Origin of the sequence: Streptomyces sp. NPDC002138, from assembly GCF_040296485.1 — a bacterium.
Classification (GTDB): Bacteria; Actinomycetota; Actinomycetes; order Streptomycetales; family Streptomycetaceae; genus Streptomyces.
On record NZ_JBEOXE010000019.1, the window covers coordinates 23,406 to 45,398 of the forward strand.

General features: G+C 72.0%; 20 protein-coding genes and 1 pseudogene. 10 read left to right on the top strand and 11 right to left on the bottom strand.

Going from position 1 to position 21,993, the window contains the following annotated elements; all coding sequences use genetic code 11:
- Window positions 1-26: 26 nt before the first annotated feature.
- Window positions 27-1,811 carry an arginine--tRNA ligase gene (gene argS, locus ABT084_RS14895; protein ID WP_351042865.1) on the bottom strand — a complete coding sequence of 595 codons (1,785 nt, stop codon included), beginning with the start codon at window positions 1,809-1,811 and terminating at the stop codon, window positions 27-29.
- Between the two features lie 165 nt (window positions 1,812-1,976).
- Between argS and lysS the strand changes: the two genes are divergently transcribed.
- Window positions 1,977-3,743, top strand: coding sequence for a lysine--tRNA ligase (lysS, locus tag ABT084_RS14900; protein ID WP_351042866.1), 1,767 nt, complete (start codon window positions 1,977-1,979; stop codon window positions 3,741-3,743).
- An 82-nt stretch (window positions 3,744-3,825) separates the two neighbouring features.
- Here lysS and ABT084_RS14905 read toward each other — a convergent pair whose 3' ends face one another.
- From ABT084_RS14905 to ABT084_RS14915, 3 genes are all read right to left on the bottom strand, one after another.
- Complete coding sequence (locus ABT084_RS14905; protein ID WP_351042868.1) at window positions 3,826-5,235, bottom strand: DUF2637 domain-containing protein; 1,410 nt, start codon at window positions 5,233-5,235, stop codon at window positions 3,826-3,828.
- 95 nt (window positions 5,236-5,330) lie between these two features.
- Window positions 5,331-6,125, bottom strand: coding sequence for a DUF3558 family protein (locus ABT084_RS14910; RefSeq protein WP_351042869.1), 795 nt, complete (start codon window positions 6,123-6,125; stop codon window positions 5,331-5,333).
- A gap of 167 nt (window positions 6,126-6,292) precedes the next feature.
- A complete protein-coding gene (locus ABT084_RS14915; RefSeq protein WP_351042871.1) occupies window positions 6,293-7,192 on the bottom strand; it encodes a DUF3558 domain-containing protein in 900 nt (299 codons plus the stop codon).
- Between the two features lie 232 nt (window positions 7,193-7,424).
- Here ABT084_RS14915 and ABT084_RS14920 point away from each other — a divergent pair, with 232 nt between their 5' ends.
- Both ABT084_RS14920 and ABT084_RS14925 read left to right on the top strand, forming a co-directional pair.
- Entirely contained in the window at window positions 7,425-8,618 is a 1,194-nt protein-coding gene (locus ABT084_RS14920; RefSeq protein ID WP_351042873.1) for an RtcB family protein, read from the top strand.
- A gap of 185 nt (window positions 8,619-8,803) precedes the next feature.
- Window positions 8,804-9,475, top strand: coding sequence for a polysaccharide deacetylase family protein (locus ABT084_RS14925; RefSeq protein WP_351042876.1), 672 nt, complete (start codon window positions 8,804-8,806; stop codon window positions 9,473-9,475).
- A gap of 89 nt (window positions 9,476-9,564) precedes the next feature.
- Here ABT084_RS14925 and ABT084_RS14930 read toward each other — a convergent pair whose 3' ends face one another.
- Together ABT084_RS14930 and ABT084_RS14935 are read right to left on the bottom strand one after the other, a co-directional pair.
- Window positions 9,565-10,329 carry an SDR family NAD(P)-dependent oxidoreductase gene (locus tag ABT084_RS14930; protein ID WP_351042878.1) on the bottom strand — a complete coding sequence of 255 codons (765 nt, stop codon included), beginning with the start codon at window positions 10,327-10,329 and terminating at the stop codon, window positions 9,565-9,567.
- A gap of 71 nt (window positions 10,330-10,400) precedes the next feature.
- Entirely contained in the window at window positions 10,401-10,736 is a 336-nt protein-coding gene (locus tag ABT084_RS14935; protein WP_351043063.1) for a YnfA family protein, read from the bottom strand.
- Window positions 10,737-10,871: 135 nt separating this feature from the next.
- Between ABT084_RS14935 and ABT084_RS14940 the strand changes: the two genes are divergently transcribed.
- Window positions 10,872-11,426, top strand: coding sequence for a hypothetical protein (locus ABT084_RS14940; RefSeq protein WP_351042880.1), 555 nt, complete (start codon window positions 10,872-10,874; stop codon window positions 11,424-11,426).
- On the opposite strand, the gene ABT084_RS14945 is transcribed toward ABT084_RS14940, so the two are convergent.
- From ABT084_RS14945 to ABT084_RS14955, 3 genes are all read right to left on the bottom strand, one after another.
- Window positions 11,414-13,039: an FAD-dependent oxidoreductase gene (locus tag ABT084_RS14945; protein ID WP_351042883.1), complete on the bottom strand. Its 1,626-nt coding sequence runs from the start codon at window positions 13,037-13,039 to the stop codon at window positions 11,414-11,416. The genes ABT084_RS14940 and ABT084_RS14945 overlap by 13 nt on opposite strands.
- Before the next feature lie 130 nt (window positions 13,040-13,169).
- Entirely contained in the window at window positions 13,170-13,907 is a 738-nt protein-coding gene (locus ABT084_RS14950; protein WP_351043065.1) for a Mut7-C RNAse domain-containing protein, read from the bottom strand.
- Between the two features lie 42 nt (window positions 13,908-13,949).
- Entirely contained in the window at window positions 13,950-14,363 is a 414-nt protein-coding gene (locus ABT084_RS14955; protein WP_351042885.1) for a winged helix-turn-helix transcriptional regulator, read from the bottom strand.
- A gap of 83 nt (window positions 14,364-14,446) precedes the next feature.
- On the opposite strand from ABT084_RS14955, the pseudogene ABT084_RS14960 reads away from it, so the two are divergent.
- A pseudogene (locus ABT084_RS14960) lies at window positions 14,447-15,303 on the top strand (NADP-dependent oxidoreductase).
- Window positions 15,304-15,668: 365 nt separating this feature from the next.
- On the opposite strand, the gene ABT084_RS14965 reads toward ABT084_RS14960, so the two are convergent.
- Complete coding sequence (locus tag ABT084_RS14965) at window positions 15,669-16,181, bottom strand: GNAT family N-acetyltransferase (RefSeq protein ID WP_351042888.1); 513 nt, start codon at window positions 16,179-16,181, stop codon at window positions 15,669-15,671.
- A gap of 67 nt (window positions 16,182-16,248) precedes the next feature.
- Window positions 16,249-16,686, bottom strand: a complete 438-nt coding sequence (locus tag ABT084_RS14970) for a hypothetical protein (protein ID WP_351042891.1) — start codon at window positions 16,684-16,686, stop codon at window positions 16,249-16,251.
- Window positions 16,687-16,993: 307 nt separating this feature from the next.
- Between ABT084_RS14970 and hemL the strand changes: the two genes are divergently transcribed.
- The 5 genes from hemL to ABT084_RS14995 all read left to right on the top strand — a co-directional run bounded on the left by hemL (window position 16,994) and on the right by ABT084_RS14995 (window position 21,990).
- The gene (hemL, locus tag ABT084_RS14975; protein ID WP_351042892.1) at window positions 16,994-18,328 is read left to right on the top strand and encodes a glutamate-1-semialdehyde 2,1-aminomutase; all 1,335 of its coding nucleotides are present in this window, start codon (window positions 16,994-16,996) and stop codon (window positions 18,326-18,328) included.
- Window positions 18,325-19,005, top strand: coding sequence for a histidine phosphatase family protein (locus ABT084_RS14980; RefSeq protein ID WP_351042895.1), 681 nt, complete (start codon window positions 18,325-18,327; stop codon window positions 19,003-19,005). The genes hemL and ABT084_RS14980 overlap by 4 nt, the downstream gene beginning before the upstream one ends.
- Window positions 19,006-19,230: 225 nt before the next feature.
- A complete protein-coding gene (locus ABT084_RS14985; protein ID WP_351043068.1) occupies window positions 19,231-20,490 on the top strand; it encodes a polysaccharide deacetylase family protein in 1,260 nt (419 codons plus the stop codon).
- A 112-nt stretch (window positions 20,491-20,602) separates the two neighbouring features.
- Window positions 20,603-21,247: a TlpA family protein disulfide reductase gene (locus ABT084_RS14990; protein WP_351042898.1), complete on the top strand. Its 645-nt coding sequence runs from the start codon at window positions 20,603-20,605 to the stop codon at window positions 21,245-21,247.
- The gene (locus ABT084_RS14995) at window positions 21,244-21,990 is read left to right on the top strand and encodes a cytochrome c biogenesis CcdA family protein (RefSeq protein ID WP_351042901.1); all 747 of its coding nucleotides are present in this window, start codon (window positions 21,244-21,246) and stop codon (window positions 21,988-21,990) included. The genes ABT084_RS14990 and ABT084_RS14995 overlap by 4 nt, the downstream gene beginning before the upstream one ends.
- Window positions 21,991-21,993 lie beyond the last annotated feature (3 nt).

The following is a 21,993-nucleotide window of genomic DNA, read 5'->3' on the forward strand; positions in this document are numbered from 1 at the left end:
GCGGGGCCTTCGCGTGCCGGGGACCGTCAGAGCTTCTCGGGGGTGCGGATGCCCAGGAGGGACATGCCCTTGGCGAGGGTGCTGGCGGTCAGGTCGGCCAGGAAGAGGCGGTTCTCGCCGACGGCGAGCTCCGGCTCGGGCTTGATGACCGGGCACTGCTCGTAGAAGGTGCTGAACAGGGAGGACAGCTGGTAGAGGTACGCGGCCACCTTGTGCGGGGCGTACTCGGCGGCGGCCTCCTCGATCAGTTCGCCGAAGCCGTCCAGGTGCAGGCCCAGCGCGCGCTCGGCCGGGGCCAGCTCCAGCTCCGGGCGGGCGAGGGGGGCGCGGTCGCCCGCCTTGCGCAGGATGGAGCGGATGCGGGCGTACGCGTACTGCAGGTAGACCGAGGTGTCGCCGTTCAGCGAGACCATCTGGTCCAGGTCGAACTTGTAGTCGCGCGCGGCGGAGGTGGAGAGGTCCGCGTACTTGACCGCGCCGATGCCGACGTACTGGCCGTTCTCGAGGATCTCGGCCTCGGTCAGGCCGACCTTCTCGGCCTTCTCGCGCACGACGGCGGTCGCGCGTTCGACGGCCTCGTCGAGGAGGTCCACCAGCCGGACGGTCTCGCCCTCACGGGTCTTGAACGGCTTGCCGTCCTTGCCGAGGACGGTGCCGAAGGCGAGCTGGACGGCCTTGGTGTCCTCGTCCAGCCAGCCCGCGCGGCGGGCCGTCTCGAAGACCATCTTGAAGTGCAGGGACTGGCGCGCGTCCACGACGTACAGCAGGGTCGAGGCCTTGAGGTTGCCGACCCGGTCGCGGATCGCGGACAGGTCGGTCGCCGCGTAGCCGAAGCCGCCGTCGGACTTCTGGACGATCAGCGGGGTCGGGTTGCCGTCCGGGCCCTTGACGTCGTCGAAGAACACGCACAGCGCGCCGTTGGAGCGGACGGCGACGCCCGACTCCTCCAGCAGGCGGCAGGTCTCCGCCAGCATGTCGTTGTAACCGGACTCGCCGACGACGTCGGGGTCCTGGATGTCCATGTCCAGCTTGTTGAAGACGGAGTAGAAGTAGATCTTCGACTCGTCGACGAACCGCTGCCACAGCTCGAGGGTCTGCGGCTCGCCCGCCTGGAGGTCGACGACCCGGGCGCGGGCGCGGGTCTTGAACTCCTCGTCGGAGTCGAACAGCACGCGCGAGGCCTTGTAGAGGCGGTTGAGGTTCGACATGGCCTCCTCGCCGGAGACCTCCGTGTCGTCGGCGCCCTCGTCGGACCTGTGGTCCAGCTCGTGCGGGTGCTCCAGCAGGTACTGGATGAGCATGCCGAACTGGGTGCCCCAGTCGCCGATGTGGTGGCGCCGGACCACCCTCTCGCCGGTGAACTCCAGGATCTCGACCATCGCGGCGCCGATCACGGCGGAGCGCAGGTGGCCGACGTGCATCTCCTTGGCCACGTTCGGCTGGGCGTAGTCGATGACCGTGGTGCCCGCGTCCGGCGAGAGCGGCACGCCGAGGCGCGCGTCGGCGGCGCGGGCCGCCAGGGTCTCGGTGATCGCCCGGTCGGAGACGGTGATGTTCAGGAAGCCGGGGCCGGAGACCTCGATCTCCTTGATCAGCTCACCCGTGGCGATGCCCTCGACCACGGTGGTCGCCAGCTCGCGCGGGTTGGCCTTGGCCTTCTTCGCGAGCGCCAGGATGCCGTTGGCCTGGAAGTCGGCCCGGTCGCTTCGTCGCAGCAGCGGGTCGCTCGCACCGGCGTCCGGCAGTGCGGAGGCGAGTGCGTCGGCGACGCGCTGGTTGACGGACGAAGCGAGGGAAGGGACCGAGGCCATGAGCTGCCGTTCCTGTGAGGATGTACTTGAGTGCGCGGCCGCCCGCGCACTTGGGTGTTCCGACAAAGACCGAGTATCCCACGCGGGCGGGGCCGGGATTCCGGGATTTCCCCGGGAGGATCCCCGCGCCGGGCAACCCCGGAGCGCTCGATTCCGTCTGGGAGAATGGCTGAAGCCAGCATTCGAGCAGAAGGACGTGTCGTGGCTCAGAGCAGCACCGAGACCGACTGGGTCTCCCGTTTCGCGGACGAGGTCATCGCCGAGGCGGAGCGCCGAGCACCCGGCAAACCTGTCGTCGTCGCGTCCGGACTCTCCCCGTCCGGCCCGATCCACCTGGGCAACCTCCGCGAGGTCATGACCCCGCACCTGGTCGCGGACGAGATCCGCCGCCGGGGCATCGAGGTGCGGCACGTCCTGTCCTGGGACGACTACGACCGCTACCGCAAGGTGCCGGCGGGCATCCCCGGGGTGGACCCCGAGACGTACGGCCAGTACATCGGCATGCCGCTGACCGCGGTCCCCGCCCCGGCCGGGTCCGCCCACGCCACCTGGGCCGAGCACTTCAAGGCCGCCATGACCTCGGCGCTGGCCGAGCTGGGCGTCGAGTACGACCCGATCAGCCAGACCGAGCAGTACACGACCGGTGTCTACCGCGAGCAGGTGCTGTTCGCGATGAAGCACCGCGGCGACATCGACGCCGTGCTCGACCAGTACCGCACCAAGCAGAAGCCGGGCGGCAAGAAGCCCCAGCAGAAGCAGGCGGACGAGGCCGAGCTGGAGGCCGCGGAGGGCTCCGGCGCGGCCGCCGAGGACGACGGCAGCGCGGGCGAGGGCGGGTACTTCCCGTACAAGCCGTACTGCGGCCGGTGCAACAAGGACTTCACCAAGGTCACCTCGTACAACGACGAGACCACGGAGCTGACCTACGTCTGCACCGAGGACGAGTTCACCGAGACGGTCAAGCTCAGCGAGTTCAACCGCGGCAAGCTGGTCTGGAAGGTCGACTGGCCGATGCGCTGGGCCTTCGAGGGCGTGATCTTCGAGCCCTCGGGCGTCGACCACTCCTCTCCGGGCTCGTCGTTCCAGGTCGGCGGCCAGATCGTGCACATCTTCGGCGGCGAGCAGCCGATCGGCCCGATGTACGCGTTCGTCGGCATCAGCGGCATGGCGAAGATGTCCTCCAGCAAGGGCGGGGTCCCGACCCCGGCCGACGCGCTGAAGATCATGGAGCCGCAGCTGCTGCGCTGGCTGTACGCCCGCCGCAAGCCCAACCAGTCCTTCAAGATCGCCTTCGACCAGGAGATCCAGCGGCTCTACGACGAGTGGGACAAGCTGGAGGCCAAGGTCGCCGACGGCACCGTGCTGCCCGCCGACGCGGCCTCGCACGCGCGCGCCGTGCGGACCGCCGCCGGTGAGCTGCCGCGCACCCCGCGGCCGCTGCCGTACCGGACGCTCGCCTCGGTCGTGGACATCACGGGCGGGCACGACGAGCAGACGGTCCGGATCCTGAACGACCTCGACCCGGCGAACCCGCTGGGCTCGCTGGACGACGTACGTCCCCGGCTGGACCGCGCCGAGAACTGGATCAGCACCCAGGTCCCGGCCGACCAGCGCACGCTGGTGCGCGAGGAGCCCGACACCGAGCTGCTGGGCTCGCTGGACGAGGAGGGCCGCGAGTCGCTGCGGCTGCTCCTGGAGGGCCTCGACACGCACTGGTCGCTCGACGGGCTCACCACGCTCGTCTACGGCGTGCCGAAGGTGATGGCCGGGCTGGAGCCCGACGCCAAGCCGACGCCGGAGCTGAAGGTCGCGCAGCGGACGTTCTTCGCGCTGCTCTACCGGCTGCTGGTGACCCGGGAGACCGGGCCGCGGCTGCCCACGCTGCTGCTCGCGGTCGGCGCGGACCGGGTGCGCAAGCTGCTCGCGGTCTGAGCCGGTGACCGGCTGACACGCGGAAGGGCCGAACCCCTGGGGGGTTCGGCCCTTCTCCGTTGCCGCCGGATGCTCGTGCCGGTCACGCGATGTGTTCGTTCTCCAGGTCCGTCTGGTAGCGCTGCTTGAGCTCGGGCATCAGCCGCTTGAGCGTGGTGGCGCTGCGCGGGTGGACGATGCCGTGGCCGTCCGAGAGGTGTATGTCGAGCTGCTCGGGGCTCGGCCAGTTGCCGTGCTCGTCGACGTAGGTGCGGAACACCTCGTAGGCCGCCTCGGCGAACTTCACCTCGTCGACCGGGGTGAGGTCCGCGTCCTGGGGCGCCGCCTGGGCCGCCGGGCCGCCGGCGGTCGGGACGTTGCCGGTCGGGACGTTGCCGGTCGGGACGGAGAGCCGCGGCTCCGCCGGGCCCTGCGGCTGGGCGTCGTCCGGGCCGGTCGGCGCGAGGACCGGGATGGGCTCCAGGCCCTCGACGTACTGCGGGTTGTAGCCGCCCTCGTACGCCGCCTGCGGGGCCAGGGGGGCGGCGAACCAGGCGCTGTTGTGGGCCGCGGGCATCGCGGTCGGGTCGACCGCGAAGGGGGGCGCGGCGGCGCTGTGGGCGGCCCCGGTCTGCTGCGCGGGCACCGGGGCCCGGTGCTGTTCGGCGAGCGGGGCCCGGGCCGACGCCTGGAGCCGGGGGTCGGCGCCCGGGTGCGTACCCGGCTGCGGCTGCGCGCCCGGCTGCGTCTCCGGCTGCGTACCCGGGCGTGCCTCCAGGGCCGGCGGGACCGCCTCGGAGCCCGCGACCGGGGGCAGCAGCGCGGGCTCGATGCCCGCGGCCGCCAGCCCCTCCGGGACCGTCTGGGACAGCGGTACGCCGATCCGCGCCAGGCGCAGCGGCATCAGCGCCTCGACGGGGGCCTTGCGGCGCCAGGCGCGCCCGTAACGGGCCTGGAGGCGGGCCTGGTAGATCAGCCGGTCCTGTTCCATGCCGACCGCCTGCTCGTAGGAGCGCAGCTCCCACAGCTTCATCCGGCGCCACAGCTTGAAGGTGGGGATCGGGGAGAGCAGCCAGCGGGTGATGCGGACGCCCTCCATGTGGCGGTCCGCCGTGATGTCGGCGATCCGCCCCACCGCGTGCCGGGCCGCCTCGACCGTCACCACGAACAGGATCGGGATGACGGCGTGCATGCCCACGCCCAGCGGGTCCGGCCAGGCCGCCGCGCCGTTGAACGCGATGGTCGCGGCGGTCAGCAGCCACGCCGTCTGGCGCAGCAGCGGGAAGGGGATGCGGATCCAGGTCAGCAGCAGGTCGAGCGCGAGCAGCACGCAGATGCCCATGTCGATGCCGATCGGGAACACCAGCGAGAAGTTGCCGAACCCTTTCTGCAGCGCCAGTGCGCGCACCGCTGCGTAGGAACCGGCGAAGCCGATCCCCGCGATGACGACGGCACCCGCGACGACGATGCCGATGAGTATCCGGTGCGTTCGAGTCAGCTGCATCGCGGCCACCCGCGATCCCCTCCCACTATCGAGCTACGGCAGGCACAGCGTACGGGTGACGTGATGTCCCCTGGTCCGCGGCCCCGTTCGGCTCTTCGACCCGGTCAGGAGGAGGACGCGGACTCCGACGGAGAAGCGGATGCGGAGGCCGACGGGGACTCCGAGGACGCCGGCTGCGCGTTGGCGCCGGAGACCGCGTTCACGGCTTCACGGGTCGCGGCGATGGCGCTCTCCAGCAGCTTCCCCGCGTCGGGGGCGGCGGCGCCCTCGTAGGCGGCGCCGTTGTAGTCGAGGGAGACGACGACGTTCTGCGTGCGCACCAGGATGGTGGTGTTGAAGAAGTCGGCGCCGTCCTTCTTCGTGCTGTAGGTGACCGAGGTCCCCTGGTCGCCGATGCCGCCCACCTGGTCGTTCTTCACGTTCTGCGCGCCCTGGACGGTCTTCGCCGTCTGGAGCTGCTTGTTGTACTGCTCCTCGGCGCGCTTGTTGCCGCTGCCCAGGGTCTCGTGCGAGTCGTAGCGCACCAGGGACACCGCGAGCCAGCGGTAGTCCGAGCCCTTGAGGCCGTTCACGTCGAGGCCGTTCCAGGAGCAGCTGGCGCGGCTGGTCAGGTCGTTCGACTTGGTGGCCGTGCCCTTGTTGTCCTTGGCCTCCGGGACGAGCGCCTCGATGGTCTTCGTCTGGACCGTCTTGCACGGGTCGGGCAGCGTGGCGAACGCGGCCTTCTCGAGGGGCGTCGGCTTCTTCGCGCCCGGCGACTTGGACGAAGCGGACGAGTCGGACTTCTTGCCCGTGTCTGCGCTCTTGCCCGAGTCGGACGAGCAGCCGGAGACGGCGAGGATCACCGGGACGGCTGCGCAGGCGATGACACGGGTGAGGCGCGAGGCTGATCGGTGCATGATTCCTTCGTACGTTTGTGTGTCTATGGGCACGGGGACCCGTGCAACGGTAGCCCGACCGGGCGGCGGACTGCTGTGCCCGCCGTCACGCGGGGCCCGCGCGAAGCCGCCGATCCGCCGCGGACCGGGGGCTGACCAGGCATTCGGCGGCCGGTTCGGACGCGGGGTCAGTCGTTGAAACGGTTCACGAGGGCCTCCGCCAACTGGTGCGCCTCGTCCTGCGTCTGCGCGCTCGAGGGGACCCCGCCCGGCAGCGCGGGCTGGACGCTGTACTCGACGGTGACGATGACGTTCGCCGTGCGGAAGACGATGCGTACGGTCCGCGACTGCGCGGCGGATCCGGCCGCGCTGAGCCGGTCCTCGACGAAGGCGGCGTCCCCGAGTCCCTCCAGGACGCGGGAGCCCAGCTCGGGAGGGGTGGGCGTGGCGGAGGGGGCTCCGGCGGGCGGGCCGGAGGGGGCGCTGACGGGTGCTCCGGCGGGGGCTCCGGCGGGCGCGGCGGTGTTGCCGGGGGGCGCGCCGGGCTTCGTACCCGCGCTGGGGGCGGTCACCGCGCCGGGGCCGGCGCCCGGGCCCGGGGCCGTACTCGCGCCGGGGGCCGGGCTGGTCGTCGGGGCGGGGACGGGCAGGTGGGCGTCGGCGAGCCGGCGCTCGTAGACCTGGGTCGCTTTGTCGTCGTCGCTGTTGGCGGCCCGGTCGTAGGACACCACCCGCTCGAAGCCCACGGACAGCAGCCGGGTCTCCTCCGGGGTCTGCGCCTTCCAGCGGCAGCCGACGCGCCGGTCGCCGTCGTACGAGGTGTCCGCGGTCCCGGCGTAGAGCTGGTCGCGCTGCGGCGAGGTGAGCGTGGTCGCGGCCGGGAGCATGGCCTTCAGCCGCTTCGCGTCGGCCGCCTTGCAGGGCGAGGGCAGGCTGCGGTACTTCCCCGGCGGCGCGGCGACGGGCGTGCTGTCGCCCGCCTTGGAGTCGCTGGTGACTCCGGCGCCGGTGCCGCTCGTGCACCCGGCCATGAGCGCGGTGAGCATCAGGATGCCCGGAAGGACTTGCCGTACCGCGTTGCGCTGCACGTCGTCTGGCTCCGTTCGACAGGCTCTGGGTGGGCCTTCGGTCAGGACTGGGGTGAGGAGTGTGGTGAGGACTGTGGTCGGGAAATTGCGTTGCCGCCGCTGGGCCGCGCGTGGACACAATGTCTATCGCACACGCTGGTGCTGACGCCGGTCCCATGTCGTCTTTGGGCCCTGTTGCGAGGCCTTTTGCGTATTGAGACTTTTCAGTGGTTAACGGGGTGTTGAGGACGCTATGTCGTATGTAGAAGTGCCGGGAGAGCAGGTCTCGATCCGGATGTGGACCGATCCGTCCACGGTCGAGGGCAGCGCGATGCGGCAGCTGCAGAACGTCGCGACCCTGCCCTGGATCAAGGGCCTGGCCGTCATGCCGGACGTGCACTACGGCAAGGGCGCCACCGTCGGCTCGGTGATCGCGATGAAGGACGCGGTCTGTCCGGCCGCGGTCGGTGTGGACATCGGCTGCGGAATGTCGGCGGTGCGGACCTCGCTGACGGCCAACGACCTGCCCGGGGACCTGTCACGGTTGCGGTCGAAGATCGAGCAGGCGATCCCGGTGGGAGCGGGTCTCCACAAGGAGGCCGTCGACCCGGCGCGCCTGTACGACTTCGCGGGCAGCGGTTACGACGACCTCTGGACGCGCTTCGACTACATCGCGGACGCGGTCAAATTCCGTCGTGAGCGCGCCACGAAGCAGATCGGAACGCTCGGGGGCGGCAACCACTTCATCGAGTTCTGTCTCGACGAGACGGGCGCGGTCTGGCTGATGCTGCACTCCGGCTCCCGCAACATCGGCAATGAGCTGGCCGAGCACCACATGGGCGTGGCCCGCGGCCTCGCGCACAACCAGAACCTGGTGGACCGGGACCTCGCGGTGTTCCTCGCGGCCACGCCGCAGATGCAGGACTACCGCAACGACCTCTTCTGGGCGCAGGAGTACGCGAAGTACAACCGGGCCGTGATGATGAGCCTCTTCAAGGAGGTCGTCCGCAGGGAGTTCCGCAAGGCGAAGGTCTCCTTCGACCACGAGATCAGCTGCCACCACAACTACGTGTCCGAAGAGCGCTACGACGGCATGGACCTGCTGGTCACCCGCAAGGGCGCGATCCGCGCGGGCAGCGGTGACTTCGGGATCATCCCGGGCTCGATGGGCACCGGCTCGTACATCGTGAAGGGCCTCGGCAACGAGAAGTCCTTCAACTCGGCCTCGCACGGCGCGGGCCGGAAGATGAGCCGGACGGCGGCGAAGAAGCGGTTCTCCGAGCGGGACCTGGCGGAGCAGACCAAGGGTGTGGAGTGCCGGAAGGACTCGGGCGTCGTGGACGAGATCCCGGGTGCCTACAAGCCGATCGAGCAGGTCATCGACCAGCAGACCGATCTGGTCGCGGTCGTGGCCAAGCTCAAGCAGGTCATCTGCGTCAAGGGCTGAGTGCCGGCCCGGGGCGCGGCTGTCGGGGGAGTGGAGGGGCCCGGACCGTTCAACGGTCCGGGTCCCTCCGCATGTCCGGGTCCCTCCGCATGTCCGAGTGCCTCCGCGTGTCCGAGTGTCTCCGCAACTGATCGGTCGTGCACGGGGGTTGACGGTCCGAGTTGGTCTAGACCAAGGTGTGCCGCATGTGGAGATCTCGCGTGGTTCTCGGTGTGTTCGCTTCGTTGTCGCTCACCTTCGGGGTGGCCGGGTCCGCCGTGGCGGGGGTGGGGCTGCCGCCGGTCGTGGCGCACGTACCGACCACCGACAAGGTCGTCTTCATCACCATCGACGACGGCTGGAACCACGACCCCGCCGCCGCGCGTACGTTGATCGACCAGCGCGTCCCGGTGACCCTCTTCCTGCTGCCCGGGGCCACCTCGTACGACACCGGCTACTTCACGGACCTCATCGAGCAGGGGCGGGCCACCGTCGAGAACCACACCGTCAACCACCCCGACCTGACCACGCTCGACGCGGCCGGGAAGGACGCGGAGGTGTGCGGGGCGCGGGAGCGGCTCAAGGGGACCTTCGGGCGGGCGCCGCAGCTGCTGCGGCCGCCGTACGGGGCGGTCAACGACGACGTACGGCTCGCGGCGAAGGCGTGCGGGGTGAAGGCCCTGGTCACCTGGACCTACGACTTCACCACCTGGAGCGAGACCCCGCCGACCCCGCGGCTGCGGGCGGGGGACATCGTGCTGCTGCACTTCACGCCCACGCTCGAGGCCGACCTGGAGCGGGCGCTCGCGGCGGCGAAGGCCGCGGGCCTGAAGCCCGCGGCCCTCATGCCGCGGCTCAAGGCGGCGGGGCTGGCTTAGTGGGGCCGACGTGGTGGGGGCCGACGTGGTGGGGGCCGGCGTGGTGGGGGCGGAGGCAGCGGGGGCCCTGGCGGTGCTACTTGGTGGTGCTAGAGCTCGCGGTGGACCTTCGTGTTCGAGGCCTGGGCGCGCGGGCGGACCACCAGCAGGTCGATGTTGACGTGGCTGGGGCGGGTCACGGCCCAGGTGATGGTGTCGGCGACGTCGTCGGCGGAGAGCGGCTCGGCGACCCCCGCGTACACCTTGGCTGCCTTCTCCGCGTCACCACGGAAGCGGGTCGTGGCGAACTCCTCGGTCTTGACCATGCCCGGCGCGATCTCGATCACGCGGACCGGCTGGCCGACGATCTCCAGGCGGAGGGTCTCTGCCAGGACGCGGGCGCCGTTCTTCGCGGCGACGTAGCCCGCGCCGCCCTCGTACGTCGAGTGCCCGGCCGTCGAGGAGAGGATCACGACCGTGCCGTCGCCGGAGGCGGTCAGGGCCGGGAGCAGGGCCTGGGTGACGTTGAGGGTGCCGATGACGTTGACCTCGTACATCGTGCGCCAGTCGGCCGGGTCGCCGGTGGCGACCGGCTCGGCGCCGATGGCCCCGCCCGCGTTGTTGACCAGTACGTCGACGGAGGGGAACCGTTCCAGCGACGCGGCGAAGGCGTCGACGGCGGCGCGGTCCGTCACGTCCAGCGCGTGCGCGGTGGCCTGCTGCCCCGCCGCGGTGATCTCGGCGGCCAGCTGCTCGATGCGGTCCTTGCGGCGGGCGGTCAGCACGACGTGGTAGCCCGCGCCGGCGAGCTGCCGTGCGGTGGCCGCGCCGATTCCGCTGCTCGCCCCGGTGACGACTGCGATGCGGGGGGTCATGGGAGCGCTCCTCGTTCGGGTGATCGATACCCGGCCAGCATAGGCATGCGGGCGGCCCCGGGGCGTGGCGGTCAGCGGCCGCGCGGGGCGTACATGATCAGGGCCATTCCGGCCAGGCAGACCAGGGCTCCGGCGATGTCCCAGCGGTCGGGCCGGTAGCCGTCGGCGACCATGCCCCAGGCGATGGACCCGGCCACGAAGACCCCGCCGTAGGCGGCCAGTACCCGGGCGAAGTCGCCTTCGGGCTGGAGGGTGGCGACGAAGCCGTAGAGGCCGAGGGCGATGACCCCGGCGCCGATCCAGACCCAGCCCTTGTGGTCGCGCACGCCCTGCCAGACGAGCCAGGCGCCGCCGATCTCCAGGACGGCGGCGAGGGCGAACAGGGACACGGAGCGGACGATCAGCATGGGGATCACGTTCGCATGGTCGGGGGGTGGGCTGCTGGTGCCCTTCGGTGCTGCTCGTCGCAGATGGCGGGGAGGCGCGCCCACGTTCGTGTGATGGTCCGACCGATGGGTCGTGGGGGCCGTTAGCCTCCGCGCGTGGAGGTGGTGACGGTGACGGTGCGCCGTGGCGTCGTACGAAGCGTGGTGGCCCTCGGGCTGGTCCTGGCCGGGGTGGCGGGGCAGGCGGGAGCGGCGCAGGCCGGGGTGGCGAATGCGGGGGCGGGGGCGGTGGCGGCTGGGAGGGCGACGGCCGGGACGGTGACGGCGCCCGAGGCGGATCTGGCGTACCACGGGCGGGTGAGCCTGTCCGACGGGCGGCTCGCCGTCTGGGTGGTCCCGGAGAACCAGGGCCCCGCCGCGCTCGCGAACACCACCCTGCGGCTGCGGCTCTCCGCGGACCTCGCCGACGGCCAGGAGCTGGCCGAGGGCTGCGCCCGGGCCGGTCAGCGCGAGGTGATGTGCGAGACGGGGGCCCTGCCCGCGCACGGGCGGGGCCGCCACATCGGCCTGCGGCTGCGGCTCCAGGAACGGCCGCCGGAGGTGGTGGTGCGGGTGGACACGTGGTGGAACGGCGGCGCGACCGACCGGAACCACACCAACGACGAGTACGCCGTGCTGGCCCTCGACACGGGTGACGCCTACTCCTTCTGATCCGCTTCCTTGTGGGCCTCGGGGTGGTTGTGGGCCTCGGGGTCCTTGTGGGCCTTGGGGTCCTTGTGGGGCCTGAGGATCCAGGCCGCGACGGCCCGGTTCACCTCGGCCAGCCCGGGCGCGGGGGCGGACCAGGCGACGTAACCGTCGGGGCGTACGAGCACGCAGGCCGTACGTCCGGACGTGCGCCAGGAGGCGTGCGCGAGCCCCGGCTCCCGCGCGCCGAGGCCCGGCGCCAGCTCCGGCGGGGTGATCAGGACGAAGTCGCCGCCGCGCAGCAGCTCGTACAGCCTGCCCTCGCGCAGGACGGCGTCGGGCGCGCGGCGGCCGGCGGGGCGGGCGGCGCCGGGCGGTGGCGGGTAGGAGATGCCGATCCCGGAGACCATGCCGAGCGCGCGGTCGCGCGCGGGCCGGATCCGGTTCAGCAGCGCGGCGCCGAGGTCGCGGGCCGCGCGGCTCGCCGGGGTGGCGGCCATCGCGACCCGGGTCAGGGCGCCGCTGCCGCGCAGCACGCGGCGGCCGACGGGGTGGCGCTCGCGCTCGTAACTGTCCAGGAGGGCTTCGGGGTCGGGGGCCCGGCCGAGGAGGACGGCGGCGAGCTTCCAGGAGAGGTTGGCGGCGTCCTGGAGGCCGGTGTTCATGCCCTGGCCGCCCGCGGGGGAGTGGACGTGGGCGGCGTCCCCGGCGAGGAAGACGCGGCCCACGCGGTAGTGCGGGACCTGGCGTTCGTCGGAGTGGAAGCGGGAGATCCAGCGGGCGTCGTGCATGCCGTGGTCGGTGCCGAGGGCGGCGCGGGTGATGGCGCGCAGCTCGTCGAGGTCGACGGGGTCGCCGTCATGGGCCCGGCCGTCGCGGTGCCAGGCGATGGCCCGGTACCAGCCGTCTCCGAAGGGGACGAGGAAGGCGAAGGCGCGGCCGCTGCTGTTGACGGCGAGCTGCTCCGGGGGCTCCTCGCTCAGGCGTACGTCGGCCAGCACCATCGAGCTGACGACGGCGTGCCCGGGGAAGGGCAGGCCGAGCTCGCGGCGGACGGTGGAGCGGACGCCGTCGGCGCCCACGACGTGGCGGGCGTACAGGGTGGTGGTGCGGGTGGTGGTGCGGGTGGTCGTGCGGGTGGGGGCGTTGGTGGTGGCGCTGGTGGTGCTGCCGGTGGGGGTGCGGAGTTCGAGGGTGACGGTGTCCTGGCCCTGATCTTGGTCCTGGTGCAGTGCGATCAGCTCATGGTCGTACCGGAAGTCCACACCTGTGGACAACGCGCGACGCTCCAGCAGGTGTTCGGTCTCAAATTGGGGGGTGATGAGGACGAACGGGAAGCGGGTGGGGAGCGTGTCCAGGGACAGGGTGAGTCCGCGGAAGAGGCGGAGCCGTCGGATAGGGCGGCCGGTGGCGACGAGGTCGTCGGCGAGTCCGCGCGCGTCGAGCAGTTCGAGGGTGCGGGCGTGGACGGCGAAGGCGCGGGTGAGATTGGCGGCCGTCCGCGGGCGGCGCTCGATCAGGGTGACGGTCAGTCCGGCGGCGGCGAGGTCTCCGGCGATCAGCAGGCCGGTCGGCCCGGCGCCGATGACGGCGACGTCCACGACGGCCACGACGTCCACGGGATCCATGGCGTCCATGGCGTCCATGGTGTCTGCGGCGGGTGCGGGCTCGGGAGCGGGTGTGGGTGCGGGTGTGGGTTCGGAGGCGGGGTCTGGCGCGGGGGCCGGGGCGCTCATGGTGGAGGAGTCTGCCCGCCCCCGCCGCTCCTTACGCGGTGACGCCGCCGCCGAATTCGGCCAACGCGTCGCTGACGATCAGCTCCAGGCGGGCGTGGTGCGCGCCCCGCCAGTACACGCGCTCGCAGTCGCCGCATTGGGCGAACACGTCGTACGAGCGCTGCGTGCCGCCCTCCAGGAGTTCGCCCACGCTGTCCTTGTCGGCCGCGTGCAGCGTGCCGTTGCAGGCGGTGCAGCGGGTCCAGGGCATCAGGTGCGGCGCGAACCGGCCGAGGATGTCGCGCAGTTGCTCGTCGGGGGCGTCGCTGTAGACGTAGGCGCCCGCCCAGATCTCGCGGCGCCGCAGCAGGCCGCGGTCGCGGGAGAGCAGGACGCGCCGCTCGGCGGCGGAGCGGGTGGCGAGCGCGGGGTCGCCGATGTCCTCGTTCTCGTACGCCGTGTCGATGCCGAGCAGGCGCATCCGGCGGGCGAGTGTGCCCAGGTGGACATCGAGGAGGAAGCGGAGCGGGGCCCCGGGGACCGGCTGGGGGCGCTCGACGGCCTCCACCTCCACGTCTTCGCCGCCTTGGGGGACGTAGGAGGCGGGCGCCTCCCGGCCGTCCACGAGCAGGCGGCCGACCTCGGTGAGCGGGACCCCGGCCGATTCGACGACGTGGCCGAGGCTGGAGGTGCCGTCGATGGTGGTGGGTACGCGCTCCGCGCGCCGGCTGGGCGCGGTGAAGAGGCGCAGCTCGGGGGCGAGGGTGAGGTTGATGTCCGGTCCGTTCACGAGGCTCAGCATGCCAGCTCCGGGTGGGGTCGCGAAGGGCAATTAGGCGTCGGCCGAGACCGCTTGGTCGTAGACCTCGCGGTGGGCGCTGACCTGGTCGAAGTGCTGCTCGGCCCAGTGCTTCACGGAGGTGAGGAGGGCGCCGAGGCTGTGGCCGAGGGGGGTGAGGCGGTAGTCGACGCGGACGGGGACGGAGGCGGTGACGGCGCGGGAGACGAGGCCGTCGCGTTCGAGGGCGCGCAGGGTCTGGGTGAGCATCTTCTGGCTGACCCCGGGGATGCGGCGGCCGAGCTCGCTGTAGCGCATGCTCTCGGTCTCGCCGAGGGCGCTGAGGACGAGCCCGACCCACTTGTCGCTGATGCGCTCCAGGAGCCGGTTGGTCGGGCACTCCTTGAGGAAGGCGTCGTAGGCGTGGCGGGCCTCTTGGCGGCGGGTCTCGGCGGTGCGGGTGGCCATGGCGGGCTCACTTTCGGGTCCGGTACGCACCTTGGAGTGCGGACACCTCCTTCGGTGGCCCGGAGCAGGTCGTCACGGCCTGGGTGCCGCTGCCGGTGCCCGCGGCCGGTCAGGTACGGATCCGGGTGCGGGCGGCGGGGCTCAATCCGGTGGACGCGCTGGTCCGCCTCGGGGTCTTCGGCGGCGAGGGCGAGCGGCTCGGCTTCGGCTGGGACGTGGCCGGGGAGATCGACGCGGTCGGTGCGGGGGTCGCCGACTGGCAGGTCGGGCAGCGGGTCGTCGGACTGCACTGCACTACGGCGCGGTGAAGGGGCTCGGGACGCACGCCGAGTACGTCGTCCTGGATGCGAGCGCCCTCGCCGCCGCGCCGGAGTCCGTGGACGCCACGACCGCGGCGGCGCTGCCGCTGAGCGGGCTGACGGCGGCCCGGTCCCTGGGGCAGCTGGAGCTGGTGGCCGGGGACTCGGTCCTGATCACCGGCGCCGCCGGGGTGGTCGGCGGGCTCGCGGTCCAGCTCGCAGTGCGCGCCGGGCTGGAGGTCACCGCGCTGGCGGCCCCGGCGGACGAGGAGCTGGTCCGCTCGCTGGGCGCCACCGGCTTCGTGGCCCGGGGCACGGCCGCGGCGGATGCGGGTGTGCGGGTGGACGGGGTGCTGGACACGGCGGTCCTGGGGGAGGCCGCGCTGGACTTCGTCCGCGACGGCGGTGTCTACGGCGGCCTGCGCCCGGGCGGAGCCCCCGCGCCGGTGCGCGGGATCCGCGTCCGGGAACAGGAGGTCGCGGCGGACGGCGCGCTCCTGGCGGAGCTGGTGTCCCTGGTCGACGACGGCACCCTGACCCTGCGGGTCGCCGCGACGTACGCCCTCCAGGACGCCGCAAAGGCCCACGCCCGCCAGTCCGAGCCCAACACCCGAGGCCGCCTGGTCCTCACCATGCCCTGACCCCTCCCGCCCCCAGGGCCCCGGCCAGGGGCGCGGCGGTCCCGCGTGCCTGGGCACGCCCGTCTGCCCGGCATGCGTGCCGGGTTGAGGCCCGGCACTCCAGTCCGGCCCGGGTCCCGGCGGCTTCCCGGTCCGGCCCGGGTCCCGGCGGCTTCCCGGCCCGGCTGCCCGGTCCGGTGTCGCCGCCGAGGCCGGGCGGCGGGCCGCGGCGCGCCCGGGCCGGGGCCCGGCGGTCCGGGCCCGCCCCGCGCCCACCCAGCCCCGCGCCCACCGGGGTCCGGGCCCGCCCCGCCCCCGCCCACCGGAGTCCGGGGCCGCCCGGCGGCCCCGCCCTGCCCCGCACTCACCGCCCCCCGGCCCCCGGGTTACGTACCGATCGTGTAGCGCCAGTCGTGGGAGGGGTGGAAGACGCCTGGGGGGTATTCGAAGTTCACGTCGCCCAGGGATTCGAAGCCCGCTCGGCGGCAGACCGTGTTGGAGGCGGTGTGGTCGGCGGCGGGGAAGGCGTGTACGGCGGGGCGGTTGCCGTGTTCCTTGACGTACGCGAGCAGTTCGGTGATCGCCGCCACCGCCAGGCCGCGGCCCTGGTACTCGGGGAAGACCGCCCAGCCGCTCTCGTAGACCTCTTCGTCACGCCACTCGCGGGTCCAGAAGCCCACGGAGCCGACGGTTTCGCCCGTCTCCACCAGGCTGACGCGGAACATCCGCCCGGCCGCGGGCTCCCGGTCGTTCAGGGCGAGGTACCGGCGCTGGCGGTCGGCCAGCTTCTCCTCGGACTCGGGTCCACCCAAGTACTTGGTCATTTCGGGCTCGTTGGCCCGCAGCAGTAACCCGAGGTCCTCCTGGGACCAAGGGGTCAGACGCAGCGATATCTCCATTTGAGGAGCGTACGAGGAACTCCTCCCCGTTGTCCGGTCCTCGGCCGCACCTCGTGCGGCTCGCCGGTCAGGGCCAGACCAGACAGTACGGCTGGTGGCCCGCCTCGTGGAGGCGGTGGGAGAAGTCCTGCCACTCGTGCAGGAGCTGGTAGACGTTGTACGCGTCGCGCGGGCCGCCGCGGTCGGGGACCGTGGACCAGATGAAGGCCGCCGCGCCGACGGACTCCTCGCCGATGCCGCGCAGCGGGTCGACCACCGTCATCGGGAGCTTGACCACCGCGTAGTCGGGGTGCAGGACCACCAGCTCCAGCGGCGGGACCTTGTGCAGGGGTATGCCCTCGATGCCGGTGAGGACCATCGCCGCCACCGTCTCCGGTTTGATCTTGCTGAACATGCCGCCCATGCCCAGCTCGTCGCCGCCGAGCTCCTCGGGCCGCATCGAGATCGGGACGCGCGCCGCCGTCGCTCCGTCCGGGGCGCCGAAGTACTTGTACGTCACTCCCATGGCGCGACCCCCAGGGACCGGGCCCACGGGGTCCGGTACGCCGTCCACCGCGTCCGCGCCCCGGCGGCGGTGCTTGCCTCGGCGCCGGGCGTCACGGGAAGCGTCGCGGGCTTCGCGGGCACGCTCGGGCCCCAGGCCGTCCGTACCCTCGCCCGGTCCGCCACCGCGTTGCATATCTCCACCCGACTGGTCTTGCGTGCCCCGGCCCCGTGACCCCCGCCACGCGGCCTGATCATCATGGCAGTGACCTCCCCCGCGGCGGCGCGGTGAAACGCCCGTCCGCAAGTCTGTCGCGGCCTCTGAGACCATGGCTGGTGTGAGCTACCCGTATCCGTATGAAGCCCCAGTCTCGCAGAACCTGTTTGACCGCGCGTCCCTCGTGACCCCCGGCGGCGTGAACTCTCCGGTGCGTGCCTTCCGCGCCGTGGGGGGAACGCCCCGGTTCATGGTGTCCGGTACCGGTCCGTACCTCACCGATGCCGATGGACGCGAATACGTCGACCTGGTCTGCTCGTGGGGGCCGATGATCCTCGGCCATTCCCACCCCGCCGTGATCGAGGCCGTGCAGGCCGCGGTCTCCCGCGGCACGTCCTTCGGTACGCCCGGCGAGGGCGAGGTCGCGCTCGCCGAGGAGATCGTCGCGCGGATCGAGCCCGTCGAGCAGGTGCGCCTGGTGTCCTCCGGTACGGAGGCCACCATGTCCGCGATCCGGCTGGCCCGCGGTTTCACCGGCCGGGCCAAGATCGTGAAGTTCGCCGGCTGTTACCACGGCCACGTGGACGCGCTCCTCGCCTCCGCCGGATCGGGCCTCGCGACCTTCGCGCTGCCCGACACCCCCGGTGTGACGGGCGCGCAGGCCGGCGACACGATCGTCCTCCCCTACAACGACCTCGAAGCGGTCCGTGCCGCCTTCGCCGCGCACCCCGGTGAGATCGCCTGTGTGATCACCGAGGCCGCGCCCGGCAACATGGGCGTGGTGACCCCCGGCGAGGGGTTCAACCAGGGCCTGGCCGACCTGTGCCGCGCGAACGGCGCGCTGTACATCTCCGACGAGGTCATGACGGGCTTCCGTACCTCCCGCGCCGGCTGGTTCGGCGTGGACGGGGTCACGCCCGACCTGATGACCTTCGGCAAGGTCATGGGCGGCGGCTTCCCGGCCGCGGCCTTCGGCGGCCGCGCCGACGTCATGGGGCACCTGGCCCCGGTCGGCCCCGTCTACCAGGCCGGCACCCTCTCCGGTAACCCGATCGCGACGGCCGCCGGTCTCGCGCAGCTGCGGCTGCTCGACGCGGCGGCGTACGAGAAGGTCGACGCCGTGTCGGCGGAGATCCAGGGCCTGGTGACGGCCGCGCTCCGCAAGGAGGGCGTGGCGCACCGCCTGCAGACCGCCTCCAACATGTTCTCCGTCTTCTTCACCGAGGACGAGGTCAGGAACTACGACGACGCCAAGAAGCAGGAGAGCTTCCGCTTCACCGGCTTCTTCCACTCGATGCTGGCGCAGGGCGTCTACCTGCCGCCGTCGTCCTTCGAGTCCTGGTTCGTCTCCACCGCCCACGACGAGCGCGCGATCGAGCGCATCGCGGCCGCGCTGCCCGCCGCCGCGCGCGCCGCCGCCGAGGCCACCCCGGAGGCCACCGCATGAGCAGCAGCGACATCACCGTCGTCCACCTGATGCGCCACGGAGAGGTGCACAATCCGGACGGGGTCCTCTACGGGCGCCGCGCCGGCTACCACCTCTCCGAGCTGGGCCGGGAGATGGCCGAGCGGGTCGCCGAGCACCTGGAGAACCGCGACATCACCCATGTCGTGTCCTCCCCGCTGGAGCGCGCGCAGGAGACGGCGGCCCCGATCGCCAAGTCCCACAGCCTGGACCTGGCGACGGACGGGCGCCTCATCGAGGCGGCCAACGTCTTCGAGGGCAAGACCTTCGGCGTCGGCGACGGCGCGCTGCGCAAGCCCGCCAACTGGAAGCACCTGACGAACCCGTTCCAGCCGTCCTGGGGCGAGCCGTACGTCGAGCAGGTCGTCCGGATGATGGGCGCGCTGGACGCGGCGCGGGACGCGGCCCGTGGTCACGAGGCCGTGTGCGTGAGCCACCAGCTGCCGATCTGGATCGTGCGCAGCTTCGCCGAGAAGCGCAGGCTGTGGCACGACCCGCGGCGCCGGCAGTGCACGCTGGCCTCGCTGACGTCGTTCACGTACCAGGGCGACAAGATCGTGTCGGTGGGCTACAGCGAGCCGGCCCGGGACCTGGTCCCGGCGCACCTGCTCGCGGGCGCGAAGCCGGTGAAGGGCGGGTCGAAGGCGTTCGGCGCCTGACCCGGCAGCCCCGGCCCCGGCCTCGGGCCCGGCCCCGGCCTCGGGCCCGGCCCCGGCCTCGGGCTCGGGCTCAGCCCCAGCCCCAGTCCCGATCCGGATCCCGATCGTCAAGTTTTCCCAAGGGCTGACCTAATTTCATACAAGTCGCTCCGTCGTGGCCGTGTCGCCCGCCAGGCTGCGTGGGAATGTCCGTTTATATGACATTCCATGAGCGAGATGAGCGACATGCGTGAGGTCAGCCGAAGGGGTGCGCTGGGGCTCGGACTCGGGGCCGGGCTCGGGACCCTCGCCGCGATGGGGATCGCGGGCTGCGGCGCCGGGTCCGGGTCCGGCGCCGAGGACGCCCGGATGGGGAACGGGTCCGGCAAGGCCGGGCCCGCCCCGAGCGGCGGCGCGGCGCACCCCGTCAAGCCCATCGGCGACGGTTCCACCGCCGATACGGGCCCACAGCCCAACCAGCCCGCCAAGCCCGTCCCCCTCCAGCCCGGCGAAACCCCGCCCCAGTTCGTCGTCTTCAGCTGGGACGGCGCGGGCGAGATCGGCAACGGCCTCTTCCCGCGGTTCCTCAAGCTCGCCAAGGACCACCACGCGGGCATGACCTTCTTCCTCTCCGGGCTCTACCTGCTCCCCGAGTCGAAGCGGGACCTCTACCGGCCGCCCAACAATCCGGTCGGCGCCTCGGACATCGGCTTCCTCAAGGACGAGAACGTCCGCAACACCCTGAAGTGCGTCCGCCAGGCGTGGCTCGACGGCCACGAGATCGGCACCCACTTCAACGGGCACTTCTGCGGCGGATCCGGCTCGGTCGCGAACTGGACCCCGCAGGACTGGCGGAGCGAGATCGACCAGGCCGTGTCCTTCGTCACCAACTGGCGGACCAACACCGGTTTCACCGACCTGGAGCCGCTGCCCTTCGACTACGCGAAGGAGCTGGTCGGCGCCCGTACGCCGTGCCTGCTCGGCCAGGACCAGCTGCTGCCCACCGCCGCGAAGCTCGGCTGGCGCTACGACGCCAGCTCGCCCGGCGGTGTCCAGGCGTGGCCGGAGAAGAAGGAGGGCGTGTGGGACCTGCCGCTGCAGTCCATGCCCTTCCCGGGGCACTCCTTCGAGGTGCTGTCGATGGACTACAACATCCTCGCCAACCAGTCGAAGAACACCACCCGGGGCGTCCCCTCCAACTACCCCGCGTGGCGCAGCCAGGCCGCGGCCGCCTACCAGGGCGGGTTCCGGCGCGCCTACGAGACCAACCGGGCTCCGCTCTTCATCGGCAACCACTTCGAGGACTGGAACGGCGGCATCTACATGGACGCCGTCGAGGAAGCCCTCAAGTCGATGGCGGACAAAAGCGACGTACGCCTCGTATCCTTCCGGCAGTTCACCGACTGGCTGGACGTCCAGGACCCCAAGGTGCTGGCCAAGCTGCGCGGCCTGGCTCCCGGACAGCCGCCGACCGGCGGGTGGAAGAGCTTCCTCACCGCGGCCTGAGCGCGGCCCGAGCGCGGCCCGAGGTGCACCCCGCCCGCGCCCCGCCCCGCGCCCCGAGCGCCGTGCCGGGGGGCGCGCAAGATCCGTAATTCGCCCATGCGAAACTTTTCACATGAGCCTTAGCCGCGCGCGTGTCCGTCGTAGTCGCCGCCGCTCGACCAGCGGCCGCGCCGTCCTGCTGACCGCGGTGGCCGTCGCGGGCGCCCTCACCCTCACCTCCTGCGGGGATTCGGCCGGTGGCGCCAAGTCCTCCGGTTCCGCCGGCGGCAACTACGTGACGGGCCCGGGCGGCATCTCCACCGTCGCCAGGGGCGAGCGCGACGACGCCCCCAAGCTCGACGGCGAGACCGTCGACGGCAAGACGCTCGACACGACCACCCTCAAGGGGAAGGTCGTCGTCCTGAACGTCTGGGGCTCCTGGTGCCCGCCGTGCCGCGCCGAGGCCCCCTACTTCGCCAAGGTCTCCAAGGAGCTGGCCGACGCGGGCAAGGACATCGCCTTCGTCGGGATCAACACCCGCGACAACAGCAAGCAGAACGCGGTCTCCTTCGAGGAGAACTTCGGGATCACCTACCCGAGCCTCTACGACCCCGACGGCAAGCTGATGCTCCGCTTCCCCAAGGGCACGCTCAACGCGCAGTCGATCCCCTCCACGATCGTCCTCGACAAGGAGGGCAAGATCGCCGCCCGCACCCTGGTCGCGGTCAACGAGGAGCAGCTGCGCAAGATGATCGACCCGCTCCTCGCGGAGAAGTGACCGGCGTGAACGAGACCGTCCTCGGCGGAGCCCTGCTGCTGGCCCTGCCCATCGCCGTCCTCGCCGGGCTCGTCTCCTTCTTCTCCCCGTGCGTGCTGCCGCTCGTCCCCGGCTACCTCTCCTACGTCACCGGCGTCACCGGCGCGGACATGGCCGAGGCCCGGCGCGGGCGGATGCTGGCCGGGGCGAGCCTCTTCGTCCTCGGCTTCACCGCCGTCTTCGTCTCCACCGGCGCCCTCTTCGGATACTTCGGCGATGTCCTCCAGGACAACCGCGCCGTGATCTCGCGGGTGCTGGGCGGTGTGGTCATCCTCATGGGGCTCTTCTTCATGGGGCTGATCCCGGGCCTGACGATGCGGGAGTTCCGCTTCCACAAGAAGCCCACCGGCGGCCTGATCGGCGCGCCCGTCCTCGGTGTCCTCTTCGGCATCGGCTGGACGCCCTGCATGGGCCCGACGCTGGCCGCCGTGAACACGCTCTCCCTGAACGAGGCGAGCGCCGGGCGCGGCGCGCTGCTGACCACCGCGTACTGTCTGGGCCTCGGCCTGCCCTTCATCCTCGCCGCGATCGCCTTCCGCAAGGCGCTCGGCGCGTTCGGCTGGGTGAAGAAGCACTATGCGTGGGTGATGCGCATCGGCGGCGGCATGCTGGTCCTGACCGGTCTGCTGCTCGTCACAGGTTGGTGGGACACCATCGTCAGCGACATGCAGAGCTGGACACAGGGCTTCACGGTGGGGATCTGAGGA

Excerpts from the sequence above, each read along its gene's own strand:
- argS (WP_351042865.1), bottom strand. The coding sequence starts at position 1,811 with ATGGCCTCGGTCCCTTCCCTCGCTTCGTCCGTCAACCAGCGCGTCGCC.
- lysS (WP_351042866.1), top strand. The coding sequence starts at position 1,977 with ATGGCTGAAGCCAGCATTCGAGCAGAAGGACGTGTCGTGGCTCAGAGC.
- ABT084_RS14910 (WP_351042869.1), bottom strand. The coding sequence starts at position 6,125 with ATGCACCGATCAGCCTCGCGCCTCACCCGTGTCATCGCCTGCGCAGCC.
- ABT084_RS14920 (WP_351042873.1), top strand. The coding sequence starts at position 7,425 with ATGTCGTATGTAGAAGTGCCGGGAGAGCAGGTCTCGATCCGGATGTGG.
- ABT084_RS14925 (WP_351042876.1), top strand. The coding sequence starts at position 8,804 with ATGTGGAGATCTCGCGTGGTTCTCGGTGTGTTCGCTTCGTTGTCGCTC.
- ABT084_RS14930 (WP_351042878.1), bottom strand. The coding sequence starts at position 10,329 with ATGACCCCCCGCATCGCAGTCGTCACCGGGGCGAGCAGCGGAATCGGC.
- ABT084_RS14935 (WP_351043063.1), bottom strand. The coding sequence starts at position 10,736 with ATGCTGATCGTCCGCTCCGTGTCCCTGTTCGCCCTCGCCGCCGTCCTG.
- ABT084_RS14945 (WP_351042883.1), bottom strand. The coding sequence starts at position 13,039 with ATGGACGCCATGGATCCCGTGGACGTCGTGGCCGTCGTGGACGTCGCC.
- ABT084_RS14955 (WP_351042885.1), bottom strand. The coding sequence starts at position 14,363 with ATGGCCACCCGCACCGCCGAGACCCGCCGCCAAGAGGCCCGCCACGCC.
- ABT084_RS14965 (WP_351042888.1), bottom strand. The coding sequence starts at position 16,181 with ATGGAGATATCGCTGCGTCTGACCCCTTGGTCCCAGGAGGACCTCGGG.
- ABT084_RS14970 (WP_351042891.1), bottom strand. The coding sequence starts at position 16,686 with ATGGGAGTGACGTACAAGTACTTCGGCGCCCCGGACGGAGCGACGGCG.
- hemL (WP_351042892.1), top strand. The coding sequence starts at position 16,994 with ATGGCTGGTGTGAGCTACCCGTATCCGTATGAAGCCCCAGTCTCGCAG.
- ABT084_RS14980 (WP_351042895.1), top strand. The coding sequence starts at position 18,325 with ATGAGCAGCAGCGACATCACCGTCGTCCACCTGATGCGCCACGGAGAG.
- ABT084_RS14985 (WP_351043068.1), top strand. The coding sequence starts at position 19,231 with ATGCGTGAGGTCAGCCGAAGGGGTGCGCTGGGGCTCGGACTCGGGGCC.
- ABT084_RS14990 (WP_351042898.1), top strand. The coding sequence starts at position 20,603 with ATGAGCCTTAGCCGCGCGCGTGTCCGTCGTAGTCGCCGCCGCTCGACC.